Here is a 21940-nt window from a genome sequence, read left to right as displayed (position 1 = left end):
CCGCTCCCGCAGTCAGATTTAAAACACTCAGGCAATATATGTCTCAAGAAAAAGAATTTACCCCGCCACCGGAATTGCTGGAAGAGTCGCGCAAGTTCCTGCACGAGCATCCCGATCTCAAATGGATTGAAGGGTTTTCGTTCGATATCAATGGCATTCCCCGCGGCAAGTGGTTGCCGGCAGACTCTGCAGAGAAGCTGCTGAAGGGCAGCCTGCAGATGCCGCGCAGTGCCGCCAGCCTGGATATCTGGGGGCGCGATATCGAACACAGCCCGCTGGTTTATGCCAGTGGTGACAGTGACGGTGTCTGTATCCCGGTTTCACCCATCTGTCGCGCGCCGTGGCACCGCGAGGAGACGGCGCAACTGCATATGCAGCTGCACGAGCCGGACGGGTCGCCGCTGTATGCGGACCCTCGTACCCAGTTGCAGGGCGTTGTCGCGCGCTTGAAGGAACTGGGGTACACGGCGGTGTGTGCCACCGAACTCGAGTTCTACCTGCTGCGCGAAGAGGTGGATCACCTGGCACGCCCGCGCCCGGTCAGCGACAACGATACCGAGCTGGTCCCATCCACCGATGTCTACGACCTGTCGGAACTCGATGCGCAGCGGCACTTTTTCGCCGATGTGCGCGCGGCCTGCGAAGAGCAGGGGATTCCCGCCGATTCCGTCCTGTCCGAGTGCGCACCGGGACAGTTTGAAATCAACCTGCTGCACAGTGCGGACCCGGTTCAAGTCGCCGACCAGACCCTGCTGTTCAAGCGGCTGCTCAAGGGCGTGGCCCGTAGCCACGGCCTGCGTGCCAGCACTATGGCCAAGCCCTTCGGTGATCAGGCCGGTAACGGCATGCACGTGCACTTGAGCCTGATCGACGACAGCGGCAAAAATGTATTCGATGACGGCAGTGACGAGGGTTCCGATCTGCTGCGTTATGCTGCGGCCGGCATGCTGGCCACGGCCAACGACGCTATGGCGTTCTTTGCTCCGCACAGCAATTCCTATCGCCGTTTCCAGGAAAGCTCACATGCGCCGCTCAACCTGTGCTGGGGGTACGACAACCGCACGACCACGCTGCGTATACCCGCCAGCGACCCGGCGGCGCGCCGTATCGAGCACCGCATCGCCGGCGCGGATGTGAATCCCTACCTGGTGTTGGCGGCAATCCTCACTGGGGTCTGTCACGGTATCGAGAACAAACTGCAGCCACCGGCGCCGGTTGAAGGTGACGCCTATCAGGTGGAGAGTGAGCAGCTGCTCAATACCTGGAGTGGCGCGCTCAACCGTTTCGAGGCGAGCCCGCTGTGGCAGGAATATCTGGATCCCCGCTTCGTCGAGCTGTTCCTTTTATTGAAGCGACAGGAGCTGGCCGAAATCGGCGCGCGGGTAACAGATGTGGAATACCAGAGTTATCTGTATCGAGTGTGACTTCTAATATGTGTGAACGCATCGGCGCTTATTGTTTCCGCTATTGGATGCCTTAGGCGACAGCGGGGGATAGGCGGGGGGAATCCTTTGCTATACCTAATCTAAGCGCGTAACGCGCTTGATACTCTCCTCCTGAAAGTGTGTTCGAGAAAACTGGCCCGCCACTTGGCGGGCATTTTTTTTTCCTGTTCAGTTAGTGTCGGAAATTCTTTCCTTAATTACGCTGTCTAATTGGTACGCATTACTGCAGCTTGAAAATGCCTGCCTATACTGGAAGTAACCGCGAATGCGGCGAAGGAGCTTTTCAGCGTTACAAGGAGTTACCCCATGAGATTGAAGTCTCTCCTCATCCCTCTGGCAATGGCGGGTTACGCCGGCTTCGCCGCTCTGCCGGCCCTGGCCGGCCCCTCCGGATACCCCGAACCGCCACCTCCCCAAGGCATTTATACCGCCGGCACCGTTATGGTTCGTATCGGTGCCTCCTACGTGGAGCCTGACGACAGGTTTCGTTTTGGTAGACAGACATTCGTCACCGATGACCCCACCACGGATCCCATAGAGGAGGTGCCGGTGGATGTCAGAACTGCGCTGGACCTGGACAATGACACTACCTGGTATGTCAGTGCTGTCTGGCTGCCGATTGAACACTTCGGGGTGGAGCTCTTTGCCAGTGTCGATGCGAATCTTGACGCGACACTGTTCTCGTCCGCCAGCACGACGGATGGGGAATTTATCGGTGACTTCTCCCAGGGCATCGGCGATTTCGATACCTACATCACCAGCCTCTACGCGAACTGGTATCCGATGAGCCCGACCTGCCTGATTCAACCGTATGTCGGCCTTGGTTTCTCCTATGTGGATATCGAGCAGGATTTCCTGCGGCCGGTATTCCGTGAAGGTCGCGAGAGATTCGGGTTGATCGATTTCGGCAGTGACTTCAACTGGACCGCTCAGGTTGGTGTGGATTTCAATTTCGGCCCTGATAACGGCTGGCAGGTAAACCTGTCTGCGATGTATGTGCGGGCCCGACCGGATATTTTCATCGGCTACGACACCGAGACATTTGTGCCGGGCTTTGGCGACAGTGTGATCTTGCCGGTACGGGTCCGCGATGAGTTGGACTTGGATCCGTGGCTGGTCAATCTTGGCGTGGGTTACAGGTTCAGCTTTTGATCAATCCGGCTTTTAAACGAGGCAGGTGGGCGGCTGCGGCAGCCCGCCTGCCTTTTGTTTTTGGGGGGGATGCGGGTGGCGGACGGCGTCGGAATCTGTGGGTGGACAGATTTCGCCTAGCAGTCATTTCCGCGCCAGTGTATTCTTCGCTTTCGCCAGCTCGGGGGCTGTAGACACTAAAATAATTGGCCGCGTTGCCGTCCAAGCGTAAGACGGTTGCAATAGCGGCTGGGAAATTCGGTGCTCACGGAACCCTACAGAACAACGCAAATGGGGAAGCTATGACCGCCTTGGGGAATTTTGCAGACGGTCCATCGGTTGCGGATTCGCAGCCGCTTAAAATTTGCCTGCTGGGCTATCGCAGTCACCCTTACTGTGGCGGGCAGGGGGTTTACCTTCACTATCTGAGTAAGGCGCTGGTAGAAGCCGGTCACTCCGTGGATGTGATTTCGGGACAGCCCTATCCGGAGCTGGACCCGCGAGTCAAGCTGATCAAGATGCCGGGGCTGAACTTGTTTGAGGTTGAGAACCCGACCCGCGCACTGAGATTCAGGCACTTGTTCTCCTGGGCCGATTTCTTTGAATGGTGGGGCAAGCTGACCGGCGGTTTTGCCGAGCCCTATACCTTCGGTCGCCGCGTGGCGAAATACCTGCGCCGCCACGGCCAGCATTACGACATCGTGCACGACAACCAGTCGCTCTGCTACGGCCTGCTGGATATCGAACGTAGTGGAATGCCGGTTGTTGCGACCATCCACCACCCGATTACGCGCGATCGCCAGCTGGCCCTGGATGCCGCCCCAGACTGGCGTTTCCGCCTGCTGGTCCGCCGCTGGCACAGTTTCCTCGGCATGCAGATCAAGGTGGCCCGGAAGCTGCGGCACATCGTCACGGTATCTCGCCAGTCAAAGCAGGACATTGTCGAGCAGTTTGGTGTGGCCCCCCGGCAGATCCACCTGATTTACAACGGCATCGATACCGATATTTTCAAGCCGCAGCACCATGTCGAGCGCAGGCCACTGCGTATTATGACGACTGCCTCGGCAGATCAGCCCCTGAAAGGATTGCGCTTCCTGCTGCATGCCATAGCCGGGCTGCGCGGGCGCTTCCCGAACCTGGAGTTGCTGGTGGTAGGGCGCCTGCAGCAAGGCGGCGCCACAGAGCAGTTGCTGGGCGAATTGCGGCTGCAGGGGTGCGTCAGATTTGTATCCGGCATATCCAGCCAGCAGCTGGTCGATTATTACGCGAGTGCCAGCGTAGTGGTCTGTCCGTCCCTCTATGAGGGGTTCGGCCTGCCGGCAGGTGAGGCAATGGCCTGCGGGGTACCGGTGATTTCCAGTGATGGCGGAGCCTTGCCGGAAGTGGTGGGCGATGCGGGCGTCATCGTGCCTGCCGGTAATAGCGAGGCCCTGGCGCGGGCGCTGCAGAACCTCCTCACGGACGACGCCCTGCGTGCGCGGCTGGCAGAGAAAGGCCGGGCCCGTATCGTTGAGCAGTTTTCCTGGCGGCTGGCGGCATCGCGTCTGGTTGACTACTACCGGCAGATAATCGGCGAGCCTCGGATTGAAACGCTGCCACAACAGCGGCTGGCACCGCCCACAGGCGCCAACGGCGCGGAGGCGGCCTGATGATTACCGTCGACCCGCAGCTGTTGAAGCTACAGCCAGGGCAGACAGTGCTGGACCTTGGCTGCGGCGAAGGACGCCATTCCATACACTTGCTGATTTCAGAGGCGGTGGATATCGTCGGCCTCGATCTGAATATCGACGATGTGCGCACCGCCAGTGAGCGCGCGCAGCCGTTTGTCGAGCAGGAGCAGGCGTGCGGGCGACTGCTGCTTGGGGTGGCCGATGGTCTGCAGCTGCCGTTTGCAGATGACAGCTTTGATGTGGTCATCTGTTCGGAAGTACTGGAACACATTGAAGATTACCGGGCAGTGCTTCAGGAGATCGACCGGATACTGAAACCGGGTGGCGTGTTTGCCGCGAGTGTCCCGACATTTTTTCCGGAATGGGTCTGCTGGCGGCTCAGCGATGCTTACCACCAGGTGGAAGGGGGGCACATCCGCATCTTCCGCGAGCGCGAGCTGCGCGGCAGTATTGAAAAGCTCGGTCATCGATTTTTTGCCCGGCACAAGGCACACGCCCTGCATGCCCCTTACTGGTGGTTAAAGTGTTGGCTGTGGAACAAGCCTGAATCCCGGTTGCTCGCGGCCTATCACCGGCTGCTGGTTTGGGATCTGATGAAAAAGCCGTTGTTGACGCGCACACTGGAAAAACTACTGAACCCTGTCCTGGGTAAAAGCATCGTGCTCTATTTTGTAAAGCCGCAGCTGTCAGCCGTTAACGCAGGGGCAGGCAAAGAAATTCCTTCCACGGCGGTACCAGCGGGAATTGCAGTGGAGGCACAGTCTTGAGCGATCTGGCGATTTCCTCCCCGGCCGAAATAGGGCTGTTCCCGCGTGGTTTCCTGCGAGATAGCGCCGATTATATTCTCTCGCAACAGCTCAGCGATGGTGCCATCCCCTGGTTTGATGGCGGTTACGCAGACCCTTGGGATCATGTAGAGGCGGCGATGGGCCTTAGTATCGCTGGCGAGTTTGCCGCGGCGGAGAAGGCCTATCGCTGGCTTGCCGATATCCAGTTGGCGGACGGCAGTTGGTGGGCGGCGTACAAGGATGGCGAGGTGCACAATTGCGAGCGCCGCGAGAGCAACTTCGTGGCCTATGTTGCCACCGGTGTCTGGCATCACTACCTGATTACCGGTGATGTGGATTTTTTGCTGCGCTACTGGGTGACCGTAGAAAAAGCGGTGGAGTTCGTGCTCTCCCTGCAGACTGAACACGGAGAAATTCACTGGGCCGTCGATACCGATGGCAAGCCAAAGGAAGACGCGCTGATAACCGGTTGTGCCTCGATATACAAGAGCCTGGAGTGCGCGATCAATATCGCCCACAGGCTCGGCCATTCGCGTCCGCACTGGCTTGCCGGCAGGACTGCTCTGGGCACGGCGTTGCGGGAGCGGCCGCAGCGTTTTGACCGCACCTGGGAAAGCAAGGCGCGCTTTTCAATGGACTGGTTTTACCCGGTGCTGACCGGTGTGGTTTCCGGCAGCGGGGCGCGGGCGCGCCTGCAGAAGAAGTGGGATGAGTTTGTCGTGGCCGGGCTGGGCTGCCGTTGTGTCAACGATGAGCCCTGGGTGACGGTGGCGGAATCCTGCGAGCTGACGATGGCACTGATCGCGGCAGGAGAAATGGGGCGCGCGGCCAAGCTTTACCGCGGATTGCACCGCTGGCAGGACAAAGATGGCGGTTACTGGACCGGCTACGTTTACCGCGACCAGGCGATCTGGCCGGAAGAGAAAACCACCTGGACGGTGGGGGCCATGCTGCTCGCCGCTGACGCGCTCGCCGGGCTGACGCCGGCGAGCGGGCTTTTTACCTCGGTGCGGCTGCTGTCAGACCCGGCGGAGGACACCGAGCGTGTCGACCGTCTCCACCAGTTCGAATTGAGCGGAAGCCAGGGCTAGTTTATAGATGTCGTAGGGCGCCTGTCCGCCGTCAGCCGGGTCCGGGAAAATATCGTGGATGGCGAGATAGCCCCCGGGCACGATATGGCGAGACCAGCTGCGATAGTCGGTCATCGCTGCTTCCAGTGAGTGGCCGCCGTCGATAAAAACGAGGCCGAGTGGCGTGTTCCAGCAACGCGCGGCAACGGCGGAAGGCGCGACCACGGGTACCACCCAATCCTCAAGTTGTGCCGCGCGAATGTTTGCGCGGAAAGTGCGGAAACTGTCCATCAGCTGCGCATTGTCATCAAACAGTTCCGGATCGTGGTATTCCTCTCCGGGCTGGTGCTCTTCTGAGCCGCGGTGATGGTCGACCGCGAACAAGACGTTGTCCGTGAGTTTACATGCCGCGGCGAGATATACGCTTGACTTGCCGCAGTAGCTGCCGACCTCCAGGCAGGGGCCAAGTTCACTGGCTTCTGCTGCTAAATGATACAGTGCTTCGCCCTCGTGGGCGGCCAAAAAACCCTTGATGGCGTGAACGTCGATAGGCAGCTTGATAGACATTTTTTACCGCTCGTTATATTGAATGGCCCAAACACTAAACCGCCGCCTGGATAAAAGCAATTGTGAATTTTTCCGACGAAAAAATGCGGCAAAACCGGATTTCGAAAGATGCGTAAAGACCATCGACCCTATTGGCTAAAGCACTGGCTGGTACGGTTGCGCAAGTGGCGAGCACGGCATTTCTTGTTGCCCCAGTTTGACGCTATAGGAATTGAGCCGGAAATTATGGATCCGGGTTCGGTGCGGGTTTTCGGCAGAAATATTTGCCTGGGAAATTATCCACATCTGATTTCTACCCCGGATAACTGTATTCGCTTCACCACGCTCGGGCACCGTGGTGGCGATGCGTTTATTAAAATCGGCGACTATGTGCTGATTTCTCCGGGGGTGCGCATTTCTGCGGAGGCCTCTATCACTATCGGCGATGCCTGCATGATCGCCGCCAACGTGTATATATCCGATTCCGACTGGCACGGTCTCTACAATCGCACGCGTCCCTTCCGCTGTACCGCCCCGGTGACACTGGCTGACAACGTCTGGATCGGGGATAGCGCGATTATCTGTAAGGGCGTCAGTATCGGTGAAAACTCTGTCGTCGGTGCGGGTAGTGTCGTGACGAAAGACGTACCCGCGAACACTGTCGTAGCCGGGAATCCCGCGCGCGAAATCAAGCAGATCAACCCCCGCAGGCGCATGATCACCCGCGAAGCACTGTTTGCCGACGCCTTTCGCCAGGCGCACAATATGGACGGACTGGACCGTATGCTGCTGGACGGCAATTCCCTGCGGGGCTGGCTGCGCTCGCTACTGCTGCCAAGGCGGGGAGATTGAGCGTTAGCCGGTAGTTTCAGTGGAAACTGACAGTACTGCCAAGTCGAAATACAATAGCGAAATGAAACAACATAGAAGTATCGTGCTGATAGGCATGCCGGGAGCCGGCAAAAGTACTCTGGGGGTATTGCTGGCGAAGGAGCTGGCTCTGGATTTTGTCGATACCGACGTGATGATCCAGTTGCGCGAAGGCAAGACCCTGCAGGAGGTAATCGACGAGAGCGATTACATGAATCTGCGTCGTATCGAGGGTGAGGTGCTCTCGGACGCCGATCTGCCCAATCACGTCATCGCCACCGGCGGTAGCGCCGTGTATAGCGACGAGGGCATGACAAATCTGCAGCGTTTCGGTCCCGTTGTGTTTCTGGATTGTTCAGCGGATGAATTGCGCAGGCGTATCCACAATTACGAAAGTCGTGGTATCGCGATGGCGCCGGGGCAATCGTTTGAGGAATTGTTCGCGGAGCGCCAGGCGCTATACCGCAAGTACGCGGATATTACCGTGTGCTGTGATGGCCGCGATCTGCAGCAGGTGGTGGATCAGGTATTGCGGGAATTGAACGCCCTGAATTAGGGGAGGGGCATAGGGCGAACACTGTGTTCGCCCTATGTCGAAGGCCGCGAATTTACAGCGGCAACTGCGTGGTGTACTTCACCTGTTTCAGCGCGAAGGTGGAATTGACCGAGGCCACATTCGGCAGATGCACCAGTGAGCGCTTCAGCAGTTGTTCGTAGTGCTCGACGCTGTCCACGACCACGCGCAGTACATAGTCTTTGTCACCACTGGTGGAATAGCACTCCACCACTTCCTGGACATCCTGGACCGCCGACTCGAAGCTGTTCAGTGACTCCTCGTCGTGGTTGTGTATAGTGACATAGCAGTATACTGTGACCCCTAGGTCGAGTTTGCGGGGGTCGAGTAGGGTAACGCGCCCGCGGATGATGCCTTCGGCCTCGAGGCGTTTGATCCGGCGCCAGCAGGGAGTATGGGAGAGGCCCACTTTGTCTCCGAGTTCCGCCATGGAATAATCGGCGTTCTCCTGCAGCGCTCGCAGAATCTTGCGGTCAAAATCATCCAGGTCTGTCGAACGCTTCATATAAACTCCTATCCTACAAAAAATAATCTAGTCGAGATGTTTGTCATAATTTTACGCGCAAATGCGTAAATAAAGCAATGCTTCATTGCGCTTTACGTTCTAGTATGACCTGACCAGTTCGTCGCAGCCTGAACGCTTTTTGTGATTGCCCGCCAGTTGGTCAGTGGCCGACCGGGGTGATCGAGGCTGGTGGCGGCTGATGGCAGTTAGGCCGGAAGAATAATGACCAATGACTCGAATCCAGTTTCGAGCTGAATAGACAACCGGAAGTAGGCGAATGAGTGAGAAAGTAAGCAGCCCGCAGCGCGCGGCCCAGTCCCCGGAAAATGGCCAGGCAAAACGGATCTCTCTGGACGATCGCTACACCACCCTCAAGGGCCGCGTGCTCCTCTCCGGTATCCAGGCCCTGGTCCGCCTGCCCATCGATCAGATGCGCATGGACAAGTCCCGCGGACTCAACACTGCTACCTTTATCTCCGGTTACCGCGGTTCTCCTCTGGGGGGCTACGACCAGCAGCTCTCCCGCGCGAAAAAACTCCTCGATCAGCACAATGTTCGATTCCAGCCGGGCGTCAACGAAGAGCTGGCGGCAACTGCCGTATGGGGCTCGCAGCAGGTAGGGCTGTTTGAAGGTGCAGAGGTGGATGGCGTCTGCGGTATCTGGTACGGCAAGACTCCCGGCGTTGACCGTTCCTGTGACGCCTTCCGGCATGCCAATGCAGCCGGTTCGTCGCCGAAAGGCGGTGCCCTGATAGTGGCGGGGGACGATCACGGCTGTAAGTCCTCGTCCTACCCGGGCCAGTCCGAGTTCGCCTTTGTCGATATGCATATCCCGGTGCTGAACCCGGCCACGGTGCAGGAAGTACTGGACTACGGCCACTACGGTTTCGAGCTGTCCCGTTTCAGCGGCTGCTGGGTAGCAATGATTACGCTGGCGGAAAATATGGACAGCTCGGCCACCGTTGATGTGGATCCCGAGCGGGTACAGTTTTCCTATCCGGAGATTGAGCGCCCCGAGGGCGGCCTGAATATCCGTAAGCAGGACAACCCGCTGGAGCAGGAAGAACGCCTGTGGCGCTACAAGCGCCCGGCGGCCTTGGCTTTTGCGCGCGCCAACAACCTGAACAAGGTGGTGCTGGAAAATCCCGAGGCGAGCCTGGGGATCGTGACCACCGGTAAGGCGCACCTCGACCTGATGCAGGCGTTCGAGGACATGGGGATCGACGAGCAGAAGGCGAAAGCGCTCGGTATCCGTATCCTTAAAGTGGGCATGACCTATCCGCTGGACGTACCCGGCATCCAGGAATTTGCCCGCGGTCTCGACACGCTGCTGGTTCTGGAAGAAAAGCGCAGCCTGATGGAAGTGCAGCTGAAAGAAGAGCTGTACAACGTGCATCAGAAGGATCCGCATTTCCCGCGTATCCTCGGCAAGGTGGATGAACACGATCGCGCCCTGATGCCGATGTACGGCGAACTGTCGCCGGCAATCGTGGCGCAGGTACTGGGCCGGGTGCTCGGCGATGACAAGCTGAGTGAGCGCGCCAAGCACCGGCTGATGCGCCTCAATGCGCTGGCGGAGCGCATCGCGCAGCAGGCCGGTTCCAGTGTGTCGCGCCTGCCGATGTTCTGTGCCGGCTGTCCGCACAACCGCTCCACCAAAGTGCCGGAGGGCAGCCGTGCGCTGGCCGGAATCGGCTGCCACTATATGGCCCAGTGGCTGGATCGCGAGACCTACACTTTCACCCAGATGGGCGCCGAGGGCGTGAACTGGGTCGGTCAGGCGCCTTTCACCAGTGAGAAGCACGTATTCGTCAACCTGGGCGATGGCACCTATTTCCATTCCGGCATTCTCGCCATCCGCGCCTCCGTCGCGGCCAAGGTGAATATCACTTACAAGATCCTGTTCAATGACGCCGTGGCGATGACCGGCGGCCAGCCGCACGACGGCGAACTGGCGCCGGACATGATCTGTCGCCAAGTGCTGGCGGAGGGCGTCAACAAAGTCGTACTGGTCATGGACAACCCGGACAAGTACAAGGGCGCGCTGACCTTCCCGAGCGAAGTGCAAATTCGCCACCGCGACCACTTGCCGGTAGTGATGAAGGAGTTGCGCGAAACCGAAGGCGTCACCGTCATCATCTACGACCAGACCTGTGCCACCGAACTGCGCCGCAAGCGCAAGCGCGGCCTGCTGCCAAAGGCGGAAGGGCGGCCGTTTATCAACGAGCTGGTGTGCGAGGGCTGCGGCGACTGCGTGCAGCAGTCCAGCTGTATTGCGGTGGAGAAGGTGGAAACCGCACTGGGCGACAAGCGCCGCATCAACCAGACCGGCTGCAACCAGGATATGTCCTGTGTGAACGGCTTCTGCCCGTCGTTCGTCACCATCAAGGGCGGCAAGCTGGCCAAGCGCGCCGGCGTGGGTGATGTGCTGCGCACCGAGGCAGATAAATTGCCGGCGCCGCAGCTGCCGTCACTGGCCGAGCCCTACAACCTGCTGGTGACCGGTGTCGGCGGTACCGGCGTCGTCACCATCGGCGCGCTGCTGGCAATGGCCGCCCATATCGAAGGCAAGGCCAGCAGTACCCTCGATCAGACCGGTCTGGCGCAGAAGGGCGGTGCGGTCTACTCGCACGTACGCTTTGCCGCCGAGCCGGAGGCACTGCAGGCGGTGCGTATCTCCGATGGCCGCGCCGATGGCCTGATGGCCTGCGACCTGATTGCGGCGGGCAACTTGGCCGCCTGTCTGGCCAAACTGGATGAGACCCACAGCCGCGCGGTGGTCAACACCCACCTGAGCCCGACCGCCGCCTCCGTATTGGGCCGCGAAGACGTGCATTCGCCGCAGGCGGTGTTGGACACCATCAGTGGTGCGGTGAAGGAACTGGAGGCGGTGGAAGCCCACAAGCTCACCAGCGCGGCCTTGGGGGATACCCTGGCAGCGAACATATTTATGCTTGGCTTCGCCTGGCAGAAAGGCCTATTACCGCTGCAGCAGGAATCCCTGCTGCAGGCAATCGAACTGAACGGCGTGGCCGTCGAAGGCAATCTGCAGGGCTTTGCCGCCGGTCGTCTGGCCGCCGCGAACCGCTCTGCGCTGGATGCACTGCTGGTGCGCGACGAGTCGGAAATTGTGCTGCCGCGCAGCCTGGAAGACATAGTCGCGCACCGGGCCGAGCACCTGACCGGCTACCAGAATGCCGAGTTGGCGCAGCGTTATCGCGCCCTGGTGGATAAGGTAAAGGCCGCTGAAATCCTCAAGGTTCCCGGTAGTGAGGCGCTGGCGGAAGTCGTCGCACGTTACTATGCGAAGCTGCTGGCCTACAAGGACGAGTACGAGGTGGCCCGCCTGTACACCGACGGCCGCTTTACCAAGGCACTGGAAGAAAACTTCGCCGGCGACTTCGAGCTGGAATTCAATCTGGCACCGCCGTTGCTGGCACCGTTCGACAAGGCCCTCGGTCGCCCGCGCAAGATGAAGTTCGGCGGCTGGATGCACAAGGCATTCGGCGTACTGGCGAGACTGAAGTTCCTGCGCGGCACGGCACTGGATGTTTTCGGTTACACCGCCGAGCGCAAGATGGAGCGCGCCCTTATCGGTGAATACGAACAGCTGGTGGACAAGGTCGTCGGCGAACTGAATGCCGAAAACCACGCCGCGGCGATCGATCTGCTGAGCTACCCCGATGAAATTCGCGGCTATGGTCTGGTGAAGGATGCCAGCCTGGAAAAGGCGAAGAAGCTGCGCGATGCGGCGCTGTTGCGATTCGAAAATCCGTCCGTGGATCTGGAAGGTATCACGCCGGTCGAGGTCTTCGACCCGGCCAAGGCGCAGCAGGTGGGCTGAGGCCTTTGTGGGCGGGGGCGGCTTTTTCGGCCGCCCCCGCTGAAGCTTTGAAATAGGCTACCAGTTCGCCTGGGCGCGAAACGCCAGTTGATTGGTATCGTCGCCGGTGAAGTCATCTTCCCCCAGCACCACATTGAGCATAAAGCGCACCTTTGGGTTGAAATAAAAATTAACCCCGAGCCGCAGGTTGCTCGCTTCCAGCTTGCGGATGTCCTTGTTTTCGATGGTTTCGTAGCGCGCGGTCAGCTCCCAGGCACCCCAGTCGCTGTGTGGTTTTACGGACTTGAACACGCCTTTCTTACTGTCGTAGGGCTTGTGTTCACCGGTAATCACCCAGCTGCCCATGACATACCAGGTGCGCACATCCTGGCCACCAACGAAGCAACCAAAATCTGGATCGCAGCTAAAGGTTGGTGGCGCACCGAAGAAGTCTTCGAAAACATCTTCGGACATGAAATAGTCCCCGTCAAAATCCCCATATACGTATTCTGCCTGTCCGTACAGGGGGCCATAGGTGCCGGCCAGCTCGAGTCCCACGGTGCCAACGCTGCCGCCCTGATCGCCGAAGAAAAACTCGTCATCGTCGAAATCGTTGAAGAAAAACTCCCGGTCGCCTGGGGTGAACGCAATGAGCTGGCTGGGGCCGCGACGGCCCGCGTAGCTGACATCGGCCTCTAATGGGTCTGAATTGCGGTTGGCGTTTTCGTAACTTCCCGAGATCCCCAGGTGCAATGTGCTGAGGTCGTCATTGATCGGTGCCCAGGTAAAGCGCCCGGCCACACCGACACCCTCGTTGCGCGGCCCGCCGGGATCGCGCAGATTGAACGCCATGGCACCGAATGTGTAGCAGTCCCAGTGCGTGAGCCAGCCGACACCCTGTTGGCGCCCGCGGTCGGCATAGATGCCGCTGGCCGAGGCGAAGGAGCGCTCCATCATCGTGATTTCATTTGAGCTGGTCAGCTCATTGATGGAGCGGTAGGGTTTGAAGTTGCCGATGGTCAGCTTGCCGCCCAGTACCTTGGTGGCGATGTACACGTCGCGCAAGCCACCGGTACCACCGGAAGCGAAGTCCCGTTCCAGTTTGTATTCCCAGTTCCACAACTGACCCTTCATGGCCAGTCGCGCGCGACGAAATTCGGTAGTACTGACCGGATCCTCGATATCCCGGTCGAACAGGTAGGTATCGAAGTGGATGCGCCCGCCGAGTTCGGCGGAGAAGTTTCCGTCATCCGACGTGATCTTCAATCCACCTTTGGTTTCCGCCTGGTCGGCCAGTGCCGGATGGATGATGGCTGCGCCGGCCAGGATCCATAAAAGGGCACAGCGGTTCATTGGCTACCTCCCTGTATGCCATTGCTGAGACGCTCGCGTAACGCGATACTTTTCGAGTTTAGCAATTGCCGGGGAGGGCGCCCTGGTTAATCAATTAATACAATGGACAATTCACAGGCGCTGAAGCGGGGCGCGCCATAGTGGGGGTCACAGCTGTTGCACTTTGTAACCCTGTTCCCTCAGCCGTTCAATGACACTCTCATTCCCGACCAGGTGGCCGGCGCCGACGATCACAAACAGTGATTGATACGTGGGGGCACCACTTGCGATCTTTTCTGCCATCGTTCGGTTGCGCTGGAAAAACAGGGTGTCGTACAGAGACCGGTACTCGGGATGTTCTTGCAGGCTTTCGGCAATGATGAGGCGGTACAGGGATTCGCTGTCACCGCGTTTCCAGGCGCTGGTCATTTTGGGCACAAAATTCTGCATGTCCTCTAACTGTTCCAGCGTCTGCTGCAGTAACAGACTCGGGTTTTCCAGACTGTTCAGCAGTCGTAACTGCTGCAGTACGCCTTCGAGCTCAACGATCGGCTTGCCGTCGCGCTTGGCTTTCTTCAGAAAATGCCGGTCGATGCCCAGTCGTGGATCCAGCCCCTGGGCCTGCATTTCCACCATGCTGATTGAGATCATGGCAATAGCCGGGCGCTGGCGGATAAACATCGCCTCCGGCAGTCGCCGTTGCTGAAGCCAGGACTGCAGTTGTTTGTACACGGCCGGCGACAGATCGTCGCGCAGGCTGCGATCCCCCTGGTAGAGCGACTGCAGCATGATTTGCTGTTGCAGGGCCATATCGCTTTCGGCTGCAACAATATCGGCCTCCACGACCAGGGCATCACTATCGGCATAGGCGCGCTCGATATCGGGGCGCAGGGGGTAGAAATCGGCGGTGGCAAGATGCACGGAACCGAGCAGGTAAACTGTACGGCCCGCCTTCTCCGCTTGCCAGAAAATTCCCCGATCGCTCTCCGCCGCACTGACGACCGCGGCGAACAACAGGAACACGAAAAACAGCGGGAGCAAAAAGTAGCGGTTCAGCATTCTTGTCTCTTGGAAATGGCGACTAACATGAAATCTTAGCACCCAACCAGAGTCTCCACATGCAGCCTGTGCTGTAGGTGGCCTTGCCGAACCGCTATTGGTGATGCGCGCCGGCCCGTGGTATCGAAGCCAAACAGACCGGATAGGCCGCGCGGTGTGGTCAGCAATTCCCGACGGCGGAATTGAATTTTGTGCGGAATGCACTGGGAGCGAGTGCAGAACGGCTGCAGAATAGTCCGGTTTTCAAGGAATTCACGGTGGCAGTTTGAAAATTGTACAAGTATTGCCCGTTCTGGAAGCAGATGTCACGGGTAAGGCAGCACTGGATTTTGCCCATGAACTGGTCCGTCTCGGGCATGAGTCCATCGTGATTTCCGGCGGCGGCGAACTGGTTGCCCGCCTGACACTGCGCGGCAGTCAACACATCGAGATGCCGTTGCACAAAAATTCATTGTGGTCCTTGCGCCTGGCAGGGCGAATGCGCCGCCTGCTACAGGAGTTGCAGGCCGACGTCGTCCATGTCGGATCGTATATGCCGGCCTGGATCACCCTGCGCGCCTGGCGCGGTATGCCGGAAGAGCAGCGCCCGCGCCTGGTGACCGCCGCACATACTTTTTACCGACGCAACTTCTACAACGGAATTCTGGCCTCCGGCGAGCGGGTCATCGCGACTTCACGGCGCGTGGCGGATCAACTGCAGGAACGCTGCGGGCATAAATTGCGCACGCCGCCGCACGTCGTTTACCGGGGGGTGAATACCCGCGAGTTCGATCGCGGGGCTCCCATTTCAGGTCACTGGCAAAATCGCCTTCTCAACGATTATCCGCAGCTGGAGGGGAAGAACTGGTTACTGATGCCGGCACCCCTGTCGCCGGAAAATGGTCAGACGATATTCCTGCAGCTGCTGGCGGCACTGGCCAGGCAGCGTGAGGACGTGTTCGGGCTGGTGGTCGGTGCCGCGGGCCAGGGCGGGGAAAAATTCGCGCGCAGATTGGAGCAACAGGCATTCGACCTGGGATTGAGCGACAAGGTGCTTTTCCTCGGTGAGCGTCGCGATATGCGCGAACTCTACGCCAGCTCGCAGATCACCTACCAGCTGGCCAAAAGTTCTGACAGCTGCGGAATGACGGCAGCCGAAGCCCTGGCGATGAACTGCCCGGTGATCTCCTTTGTGGATGGGGACGCTGTCGAGATGTTGCAACAGTGCTTTCCACAGGGCCTGGTTGAGCGTGGCAGTCTGGATGCACTGGTGGAGGCGAGCCTGCAAGTCCTCGAGCGTCCACAGAAGATTTCTTTCAGCGGTTTCAGTCACGAGGATACGGCGGCCAAGACACTGGCGGTGTATAGGGATCTGTTACAACCCGTACAGGCGCCAGCAGCCGGGTAGTTTACAGAAGTACTTTATCAGGCGAGCATTTGCGCGTAGATCTGCCAGGTCGACCGGCCCATCTGCTCCAGGTCAGTTCGGTTGCGACGCGTTCGAACGTTGCGGAAAAAACATGCCGCAGACTGTGCATGCCCTGCAGGGCATACTGCAGTTTCTCCACCAGATAGGCAGGTTCCAGCTTTTTCGGTAGGTATTCCGGCGGACGGTATTCTTCGGCATATCCGCTGTGGTCCGCGATCACCGGGCAGCGGTTCAGCAGCGCCTCGATAAGCGTGTAGGCTGTGGTTTCACCGGGCGACGGTATCAGCAAAAATCCACGCCCCGCATAAAAGCCCCGAAACGCTCGATGTGGCTGGTACGTCTCACACTCTCAGTGAGGTTAAGCCTTTCACTGATGTGTTCCAGCCCCGGCTTATCCCGGCCGCCAGCGAATACGATCAAACGCACCACCGCTAGCAGCACCAGCACCTCCAGTACCGCATCCATGTCTGCTTGCGTCAATAGGCGTGTGGCGACCAGATGACAGACGCTGTGAACGTGATGCGGCTGTGCTGTCGAAGCTATTGTGGGCTTCTGAACTTCAGGCTGCGAGTCTGACGGCATGGTCTGACTGCCCGATTGAAGCGCCGATCGGTAGCGTCTATAGATCCCTCATAATCTTATTAGGGGTATTTTGAAGGAGGGCTGTTACAGAACTTTGATTGAATTCTGACGGTTTTAGAGGGGCGTTATAAAAATTGACTACCTTATGCTGGCCTCTCACTAAAAATGGAAGTGACCGTTCAGTGAGGCAAAATCGAACCCCGGGTTCGGGGTATTGGTGTAGGCGTTGGAAAAGTGGCTGTAGCGCAGTGACAGAGTATAGCCACTGCGCAGGCGGTAGCCGCCGGCGAAGTGCAGGGCGAAATTGGGCTTTGTGGTGAGTTGAATATCGCCGAAACTTTTATTGGTCAGGTAGGCCGCGCCGACGCCGACTTCGCCAAAAATGCCGTGCGGGTCCTTGTCGGGATACCAGCGCAACACCGGTTTTAGTTCGAAAATATTCTGACGTTGCTTCTTGCCGCGATAATCCAGGCGCATATGTGAATAGCTGCCCTGCGCCCACCACTGCCAGTAGCCGATACCGCCCCGAAATTCCGAGAACAGGTACGAGTAATTGACCCCGACCATTTCCGCGGCCGAAATCGATTTCTGCTGAATCAATGCATCGCCGAGACCCTTGCCGGCGCTGACTATCAACTCCTGCTCTGCGCGAACTGTAGATGTGACAAAAAAGCTACAGGCAATTGCGGCGAGACAACATAGGGCGGAAAAAACCGCGTTGGAACCGGGAGCAGCCGCAAACACTCTGCGCATGGCTTCTCGCTTAATTCAGTTAAGCAACAGTGAGTAAGCCTAGCGGGATATCTGCCGATGACAAGCGCAAGTCGTGCCGCCTGCCATCGGCCAATGGGTCAACGCCACTGACGCTTGAGTTGCCGCAGCGCGTCTGAGTGCAGCTGGCGCGCGCGCTCCTGGCTGAGGCCGAGCTGCTCGCCGATGACGCGGAAAGAACAGTCGCGGTCTGAGGCTAAACCGTAGCGCAGATTCAGCACGGTTCGCTGACGAGCCGGCAGGCGCGCCACCGCTTCGCGCAGTCGCTGGGCGAGCTCCTGGTTGGTGACCAGTTCATCGGTATTGTAGAGCTCGTCCGCGGGCGCGTAATCCAGTCGCGTACTGCTCTGATCGTCCGCCACCGGATCGTCCAGTGAACCGGTAGGGCCCGGCAGTTTCAGCAGGCTCTGGATGCGCTCCAGATCGAGACCGGTGTACTTGGCCAGGTTCTCATCGGAAGCGGGCAGGCCATCGGCGCGCACTTCGCCAATGGCGCGGTAGATTGCGCGCAGGTCGTCCTGCACATTGGCCGGCTGGCGCACGAGATCTTCATTGCGGCGCAAGGCCAGCTGAATCTCCTGCTGTATCCACCAGTAGGCGTAGGTGGAAAAGCGGTACCCCATCTGTGGCTTGAAGCGTTCTATGGCCTTCATCAAGCCGACATTGCCTTCCTGAATCAGATCGATGAAAGGCACCGACGGATTGCGGAAGCGCTTGGCGATGGCGATGACCAGGCGCAAGTTGCACTGGATCAGTTTCTTGCGCTGGGCCTGGAAGCGTCGCAGCAGGCTCTGCATGGAGGTGCGGTCGCGCCGCGAAAGCTTGTCCGATGCGAGGAGGTTCTCGGCGCGGGCGATGATCAGGCCGTGATCGTAGGCTCCGGTGCTGCCGCGCTGCTCCACGCCCTCGCTGCGCAACTGCACCAGCTCGGTACCGCGTTTCTGCAGCAGCGCGATCAGCTTGTCTTCCAGATCCCTTAGCAGGCAGGTAGTGGTGTGTTCCTCTTCCGGCGTCAGCAGTTCCAACCGGTACAGATGCTTGAGGTAGTTCTGCATCGGCGTACTGCTGCTATCGGCGACCGTTTCTTCCGCCGCCGGTATCTCGGCGCCTTCGGGCTCAGCGTTGCTGGCTCGCTCGGAAGTATCCTCCGCAGGAATGTCGTCGGAGAGGGATTCGTCTGTGTCCTTCAGCCATGTTTCATCCCTTGAGTACAAATTTTCTCGGGACAAGAGAGTAAACCTTCTGTTGGCTGTATGACGGCCTGCAATTGGCTCCTTGTGTGGGTGCCAACCGCATGGCGCTTGATTCCTTTTGAATATAGATGAATGTCGAATACCGCGCCGGACTATGTTCGACCGAATGGTTTTATCGGTCTTAAAGCTGGACGTACGGAATTACTCGCTGAGACTCGATTGCTGCGTTTCGTACGGATGTCGCAGGTAAAGTCGACATTTTCGGCTACTTGTAGGGCCTATGGCGGCGCTGAAAGACTTCGGGCCGGGTTGTCGGTGGCTGAGCGTAAAGCTGCCGCTGGCTCGCAAATCGCCGCCGCGGAACTGAATCCGCGCGGGTGGTCGCAACTGGATTCTGCGACCGGCCAGTTCTACCGTCGTGTGGAGAAGCTGATTCTGTTCCCGCTTTTTGTGGACTCCAGCGCTGTGGCAGGAATCAGAAGTTCGAACCGCGAAGCCTGCGGGGCATTGGCGAGTAGTATCGTGCCGGAAATGCGGCGCCGGACAGGCAAACCAATCGGGAGGGTGGACGAAGCTGCCCGTCAGGCGCGGGCTGTGGGCAGCGTCGAGAGATTTCTGGAAGGCGGTTACTTAACTCGCTTTACCCGCAGATTGCGACCTCCGTCGGTGGGCTTCATCAGAAAAGAGCCGAACAGGGCGCGCTCCACCGTTACCGAGTCGCCGGTTTTCCAGTTGACCCGTCCGCTGTCATTCTGGCGCCATACCTGGCCGTTATCCAGCGTGATCAACAGCTTGCCGTAGGCCACCTTGTCAATCTGTGCAATGGTTGCCTCAATGGAGTCGGGCGCCTCCTCGATAACGCGTTGCTGCTCCTGGCCGAAGTGCTGCTCGGCTCGCTCGGTGAGCGAGTTGCTGAGCGCATCGTAACAGGCCAGCCGCTCGGTATCGGCCTCAATGCTGGAGCAGCCTTTCAATTGATTGGCAAGGCTGTCAGCGCTGGCACCGGTCGCGAGCAGCGCCAGCAGGGGAATCATCAGTACAGTTCGCATATTGTCAGTTTCGTTAGTTTAGTTAGGCAAATTTTGCCCGAATAGGCGAAAATCGACAAACAAAAACGTGCTACATCTCACGTTTTTAGGTGGAGCAGCGTGGAACAATAGTCGGTGCAAATAATCATAAATCCACACTATCCAGGGGTCGGAGAATGAAGAAACTCATTATTCCCGCTATCGTAATCGCTGCTATCGGCGGCTACTTCTATTACCAGAACATGGAGCCCGCGACTCCCGAGGCTGCCATTGCGGAGGAAGTTGAATCCGCGGTGGAACAGGCCGGCGAGGCGGCAGAAGAGGCTGCGGACAAGGCGGTTGTCGCCACCAACGAAATGACGGAAGTTGAAGGTGACGTATTTGCCGATGCCCCCGAGCATATGATGGAAACTGCCGAAGAGGCAGCGGACTCGGTGGAGGCCGCGGCTGAGGAAATGGCTGACGAAGCTGAGGAAATGGCCGACGAAGCAGGGGAAATGGCTGAGGAAGCGATGGAAATGGCCGAAGAAGAGATTGATCACGCGGAAGAATAATTTCCCGGTCGATCTGTTTCATCGCACAAAAAAATACCCGGGAATTTCCCGGGTATTTTTTTATGTGGAGGTCGCAGCGCGAGTCCGCGACTAACTACCCTGCGCATTAAACTGCTTGCCGCTCACGCCGCGGCTGTCATCGCCCATCAGGTACAGATAGGTCGGCATTATCGCTTCCGGTGCCGTGACGGTTTGCGGATCCTCAGCCGGGTAGGCGGCGGCGCGCATGTTGGTGCGTGTGGCACCGGGATTGATGCTGTTGGCACGGACATTGGAGACACCATCGAGCTCATCGGCAAGTACCTGCATCAGGCCCTCAGTGGCGAATTTCGATACCGAATAAGCGCCCCAATAGGCGCGGCCCTTGAGGCCGACGCTGGAACTGGTAAACACGATAGAGCCGGCCTCAGATTTCTCCAGCAGTGGCAGCAGCGTTTTGGTGAGACCGAACGCTGCGTTGACGTTCACCTGCATGACCTGCTGCCAGGTGCCGAAATGGTAATTGGCGATGGGCGTGCGCTGGCCGAGCAGGCTGGCGTTGTGCAGCAGGCCGTCGAGACGTCCGAACTCCTGGTCCACGGCTTCGGCGAAGTGCTCGAACGTTTCGATGCGCGCTTCGTTCAGGTCCATCGGGAAGATCGCCGGTTGCGGGCCGCCGGCCGCTTCGATTTCGTCGTAGACCATTTCCAGCTTCGCCGTAGTGCGACCGAGCAGAATCACGGTGGCGCCGTGGGCGGCAAAGGTTTTGGCTGCGGTCTTGCCGATGCCGTCGCCGGCGCCGGTGACCAGGATGACTTTGCCTTTGAGCAGGTCTTGGGGAGCTTTGTATTCGCCGATGAATTCAGACATAGAAATTCCAGGTTTGGTCGTATAACGGTGCGCAGCAGTTACACCTCCGCGCCGCCTTCCAGTTAGGGATTGCGCTCACTTTAAATAAAGTTGCTGCAGCAGCGGCCAGATTTCTTCCGCGGAATCCACCAGGTGATCCGCGCCCCAATTGCCGGGATCATCGCCGTTATCGATATAGCCGTAGCGGCAGGCGATGGTCGGCATGCCCGCGGCGCGCCCGGCACGGATGTCCCGTTCGTGATCGCCGACATAAACCGCCTCATCCGGGCCGCAACCGATTTGGCTGCAGGCGAGCAGGACGGGCTCCGGATCCGGCTTCCGGTTGGTCACATGGTCGGGGCAGATAACCGCTGCCGGCGTCGGCAGATGCTTGAAGGCCTGCATCAATGGGACTGTGTAGGCTTCCGGCTTATTGGTGACAATGCCCCAGGCGATATTATGGGCGGCGAGATTGTCCAGCAGCTTCTCGATACCGGGAAAGGGTACGGTTTTTTCGGCCAGATGCGCGAGATACAGATCCAGCAGCCGCTGCCGCAGTCCATCAAAAGCCGGGTCACCCTCGTCCTTGCCAAATCCAAGTGTCACGAGTGCGCGCGCGCCGTTGGAAACCACCGAGCGAATGGTGTCATCGGATAGCGGCGGCAATTGTTCCTGATGACGCAATTGGTTGAGGACCACGATAAAGTCCGGAGCGGTATCGAAGAGGGTGCCGTCCAGGTCGAATAAAACAGCTTTCATTGTC

The 21940-nt window shown here is 58.7% G+C and carries 21 protein-coding genes; 10 read left to right on the top strand and 11 right to left on the bottom strand.

What is annotated here, in order from left to right:
• Window positions 1–38: 38 nt before the first annotated feature.
• The 5 genes from BLW36_RS04330 (at window position 39) to BLW36_RS04310 (ending at window position 6125) form a co-directional block, all read left to right on the top strand.
• Entirely contained in the window at window positions 39–1424 is a 1386-nt protein-coding gene (locus tag BLW36_RS04330; protein WP_091385501.1) for a glutamine synthetase family protein, read from the top strand.
• Window positions 1425–1751: 327 nt separating this feature from the next.
• Window positions 1752–2597, top strand: a complete 846-nt coding sequence (locus BLW36_RS04325) for an OmpW/AlkL family protein (RefSeq protein WP_091385499.1) — start codon at window positions 1752–1754, stop codon at window positions 2595–2597.
• Window positions 2598–2878: 281 nt separating this feature from the next.
• Window positions 2879–4225, top strand: coding sequence for a glycosyltransferase family 4 protein (locus BLW36_RS04320; protein WP_091385497.1), 1347 nt, complete (start codon window positions 2879–2881; stop codon window positions 4223–4225).
• Window positions 4225–5013, top strand: coding sequence for a class I SAM-dependent methyltransferase (locus tag BLW36_RS04315; protein WP_091385495.1), 789 nt, complete (start codon window positions 4225–4227; stop codon window positions 5011–5013). The genes BLW36_RS04320 and BLW36_RS04315 overlap by 1 nt, the downstream gene beginning before the upstream one ends.
• Window positions 5010–6125 carry a prenyltransferase/squalene oxidase repeat-containing protein gene (locus BLW36_RS04310; RefSeq protein ID WP_139304814.1) on the top strand — a complete coding sequence of 372 codons (1116 nt, stop codon included), beginning with the start codon at window positions 5010–5012 and terminating at the stop codon, window positions 6123–6125. The genes BLW36_RS04315 and BLW36_RS04310 overlap by 4 nt, the downstream gene beginning before the upstream one ends.
• Here the strand turns inward: BLW36_RS04310 and BLW36_RS04305 are convergent.
• Window positions 6054–6671, bottom strand: a complete 618-nt coding sequence (locus BLW36_RS04305) for a class I SAM-dependent methyltransferase (protein WP_091385494.1) — start codon at window positions 6669–6671, stop codon at window positions 6054–6056. The two genes, BLW36_RS04310 and BLW36_RS04305, sit on opposite strands and share 72 nt — an antisense overlap.
• A gap of 108 nt (window positions 6672–6779) precedes the next feature.
• On the opposite strand from BLW36_RS04305, the gene BLW36_RS04300 reads away from it, so the two are divergent.
• Both BLW36_RS04300 and BLW36_RS04295 read left to right on the top strand, forming a co-directional pair.
• A complete protein-coding gene (locus tag BLW36_RS04300; RefSeq protein WP_091385492.1) occupies window positions 6780–7502 on the top strand; it encodes an acyltransferase in 723 nt (240 codons plus the stop codon).
• Between the two features lie 61 nt (window positions 7503–7563).
• Window positions 7564–8076: a shikimate kinase gene (locus tag BLW36_RS04295; RefSeq protein ID WP_091386940.1), complete on the top strand. Its 513-nt coding sequence runs from the start codon at window positions 7564–7566 to the stop codon at window positions 8074–8076.
• 52 nt (window positions 8077–8128) lie between these two features.
• Here BLW36_RS04295 and BLW36_RS04290 read toward each other — a convergent pair whose 3' ends face one another.
• Entirely contained in the window at window positions 8129–8599 is a 471-nt protein-coding gene (locus BLW36_RS04290; RefSeq protein WP_078085981.1) for an Lrp/AsnC family transcriptional regulator, read from the bottom strand.
• 277 nt (window positions 8600–8876) lie between these two features.
• Here BLW36_RS04290 and BLW36_RS04285 point away from each other — a divergent pair, with 277 nt between their 5' ends.
• Window positions 8877–12443: an indolepyruvate ferredoxin oxidoreductase family protein gene (locus BLW36_RS04285; protein ID WP_091385490.1), complete on the top strand. Its 3567-nt coding sequence runs from the start codon at window positions 8877–8879 to the stop codon at window positions 12441–12443.
• 57 nt (window positions 12444–12500) lie between these two features.
• Here BLW36_RS04285 and BLW36_RS04280 read toward each other — a convergent pair whose 3' ends face one another.
• Both BLW36_RS04280 and BLW36_RS04275 read right to left on the bottom strand, forming a co-directional pair.
• A complete protein-coding gene (locus BLW36_RS04280) occupies window positions 12501–13775 on the bottom strand; it encodes an OprO/OprP family phosphate-selective porin (protein ID WP_091385488.1) in 1275 nt (424 codons plus the stop codon).
• A gap of 147 nt (window positions 13776–13922) precedes the next feature.
• Window positions 13923–14813 (bottom strand): TraB/GumN family protein, encoded by an 891-nt coding sequence (locus tag BLW36_RS04275; RefSeq protein WP_091385487.1) that lies wholly within the window; start codon window positions 14811–14813, stop codon window positions 13923–13925.
• Window positions 14814–15078: 265 nt separating this feature from the next.
• Here BLW36_RS04275 and BLW36_RS04270 point away from each other — a divergent pair, with 265 nt between their 5' ends.
• Window positions 15079–16200 (top strand): glycosyltransferase, encoded by a 1122-nt coding sequence (locus BLW36_RS04270; RefSeq protein ID WP_091385485.1) that lies wholly within the window; start codon window positions 15079–15081, stop codon window positions 16198–16200.
• Window position 16201: 1 nt separating this feature from the next.
• On the opposite strand, the gene BLW36_RS04265 is transcribed toward BLW36_RS04270, so the two are convergent.
• The 5 genes from BLW36_RS04265 to BLW36_RS04245 all read right to left on the bottom strand — a co-directional run bounded on the left by BLW36_RS04265 (window position 16202) and on the right by BLW36_RS04245 (window position 19816).
• Window positions 16202–16510, bottom strand: coding sequence for a glycosyltransferase (locus tag BLW36_RS04265; RefSeq protein ID WP_091385483.1), 309 nt, complete (start codon window positions 16508–16510; stop codon window positions 16202–16204).
• On the bottom strand, window positions 16504–16686 hold the full coding sequence (locus tag BLW36_RS04260; RefSeq protein WP_091385482.1) for a hypothetical protein: 183 nt from the start codon (window positions 16684–16686) through the stop codon (window positions 16504–16506). The genes BLW36_RS04265 and BLW36_RS04260 overlap by 7 nt, the downstream gene beginning before the upstream one ends.
• A gap of 276 nt (window positions 16687–16962) precedes the next feature.
• Entirely contained in the window at window positions 16963–17556 is a 594-nt protein-coding gene (locus BLW36_RS04255; RefSeq protein ID WP_091385480.1) for an acyloxyacyl hydrolase, read from the bottom strand.
• A gap of 98 nt (window positions 17557–17654) precedes the next feature.
• Window positions 17655–18788, bottom strand: a complete 1134-nt coding sequence (locus BLW36_RS04250; protein WP_244506125.1) for a sigma-70 family RNA polymerase sigma factor — start codon at window positions 18786–18788, stop codon at window positions 17655–17657.
• A 605-nt stretch (window positions 18789–19393) separates the two neighbouring features.
• The gene (locus BLW36_RS04245) at window positions 19394–19816 is read right to left on the bottom strand and encodes a hypothetical protein (RefSeq protein WP_091385476.1); all 423 of its coding nucleotides are present in this window, start codon (window positions 19814–19816) and stop codon (window positions 19394–19396) included.
• Between the two features lie 155 nt (window positions 19817–19971).
• Between BLW36_RS04245 and BLW36_RS04240 the strand changes: the two genes are divergently transcribed.
• A complete protein-coding gene (locus BLW36_RS04240) occupies window positions 19972–20349 on the top strand; it encodes a hypothetical protein (RefSeq protein WP_091385474.1) in 378 nt (125 codons plus the stop codon).
• A 90-nt stretch (window positions 20350–20439) separates the two neighbouring features.
• Here BLW36_RS04240 and BLW36_RS04235 read toward each other — a convergent pair whose 3' ends face one another.
• Both BLW36_RS04235 and BLW36_RS04230 read right to left on the bottom strand, forming a co-directional pair.
• The gene (locus tag BLW36_RS04235) at window positions 20440–21198 is read right to left on the bottom strand and encodes a YciK family oxidoreductase (RefSeq protein WP_091385472.1); all 759 of its coding nucleotides are present in this window, start codon (window positions 21196–21198) and stop codon (window positions 20440–20442) included.
• Window positions 21199–21273: 75 nt separating this feature from the next.
• Window positions 21274–21936, bottom strand: a complete 663-nt coding sequence (locus BLW36_RS04230; RefSeq protein WP_091385469.1) for an HAD family hydrolase — start codon at window positions 21934–21936, stop codon at window positions 21274–21276.
• Window positions 21937–21940 lie beyond the last annotated feature (4 nt).

The sequence above is a fragment of the Microbulbifer marinus genome, assembly GCF_900107725.1.
Taxonomy (GTDB): domain Bacteria; phylum Pseudomonadota; class Gammaproteobacteria; order Pseudomonadales; family Cellvibrionaceae; genus Microbulbifer; species Microbulbifer marinus.
The sequence above is the reverse complement of the archived record's forward strand: the minus strand, read 5'-3'. Positions and strand labels throughout refer to the sequence as shown.

Coding starts and splice junctions, on each gene's coding strand:
- BLW36_RS04300 (WP_091385492.1), top strand. CDS start 6,780: ATGCGTAAAGACCATCGACCCTATTGGCTAAAGCACTGGCTGGTACGG.
- BLW36_RS04325 (WP_091385499.1), top strand. CDS start 1,752: ATGAGATTGAAGTCTCTCCTCATCCCTCTGGCAATGGCGGGTTACGCC.
- BLW36_RS04285 (WP_091385490.1), top strand. CDS start 8,877: ATGAGTGAGAAAGTAAGCAGCCCGCAGCGCGCGGCCCAGTCCCCGGAA.
- BLW36_RS04275 (WP_091385487.1), bottom strand. CDS start 14,813: ATGCTGAACCGCTACTTTTTGCTCCCGCTGTTTTTCGTGTTCCTGTTG.
- BLW36_RS04260 (WP_091385482.1), bottom strand. CDS start 16,686: ATGGATGCGGTACTGGAGGTGCTGGTGCTGCTAGCGGTGGTGCGTTTG.
- BLW36_RS04245 (WP_091385476.1), bottom strand. CDS start 19,816: ATGCGAACTGTACTGATGATTCCCCTGCTGGCGCTGCTCGCGACCGGT.
- BLW36_RS04235 (WP_091385472.1), bottom strand. CDS start 21,198: ATGTCTGAATTCATCGGCGAATACAAAGCTCCCCAAGACCTGCTCAAA.
- BLW36_RS04290 (WP_078085981.1), bottom strand. CDS start 8,599: ATGAAGCGTTCGACAGACCTGGATGATTTTGACCGCAAGATTCTGCGA.
- BLW36_RS04330 (WP_091385501.1), top strand. CDS start 39: ATGTCTCAAGAAAAAGAATTTACCCCGCCACCGGAATTGCTGGAAGAG.
- BLW36_RS04230 (WP_091385469.1), bottom strand. CDS start 21,936: ATGAAAGCTGTTTTATTCGACCTGGACGGCACCCTCTTCGATACCGCT.
- BLW36_RS04305 (WP_091385494.1), bottom strand. CDS start 6,671: ATGTCTATCAAGCTGCCTATCGACGTTCACGCCATCAAGGGTTTTTTG.
- BLW36_RS04280 (WP_091385488.1), bottom strand. CDS start 13,775: ATGAACCGCTGTGCCCTTTTATGGATCCTGGCCGGCGCAGCCATCATC.
- BLW36_RS04320 (WP_091385497.1), top strand. CDS start 2,879: ATGACCGCCTTGGGGAATTTTGCAGACGGTCCATCGGTTGCGGATTCG.
- BLW36_RS04255 (WP_091385480.1), bottom strand. CDS start 17,556: ATGCGCAGAGTGTTTGCGGCTGCTCCCGGTTCCAACGCGGTTTTTTCC.
- BLW36_RS04295 (WP_091386940.1), top strand. CDS start 7,564: ATGAAACAACATAGAAGTATCGTGCTGATAGGCATGCCGGGAGCCGGC.
- BLW36_RS04240 (WP_091385474.1), top strand. CDS start 19,972: ATGAAGAAACTCATTATTCCCGCTATCGTAATCGCTGCTATCGGCGGC.
- BLW36_RS04315 (WP_091385495.1), top strand. CDS start 4,225: ATGATTACCGTCGACCCGCAGCTGTTGAAGCTACAGCCAGGGCAGACA.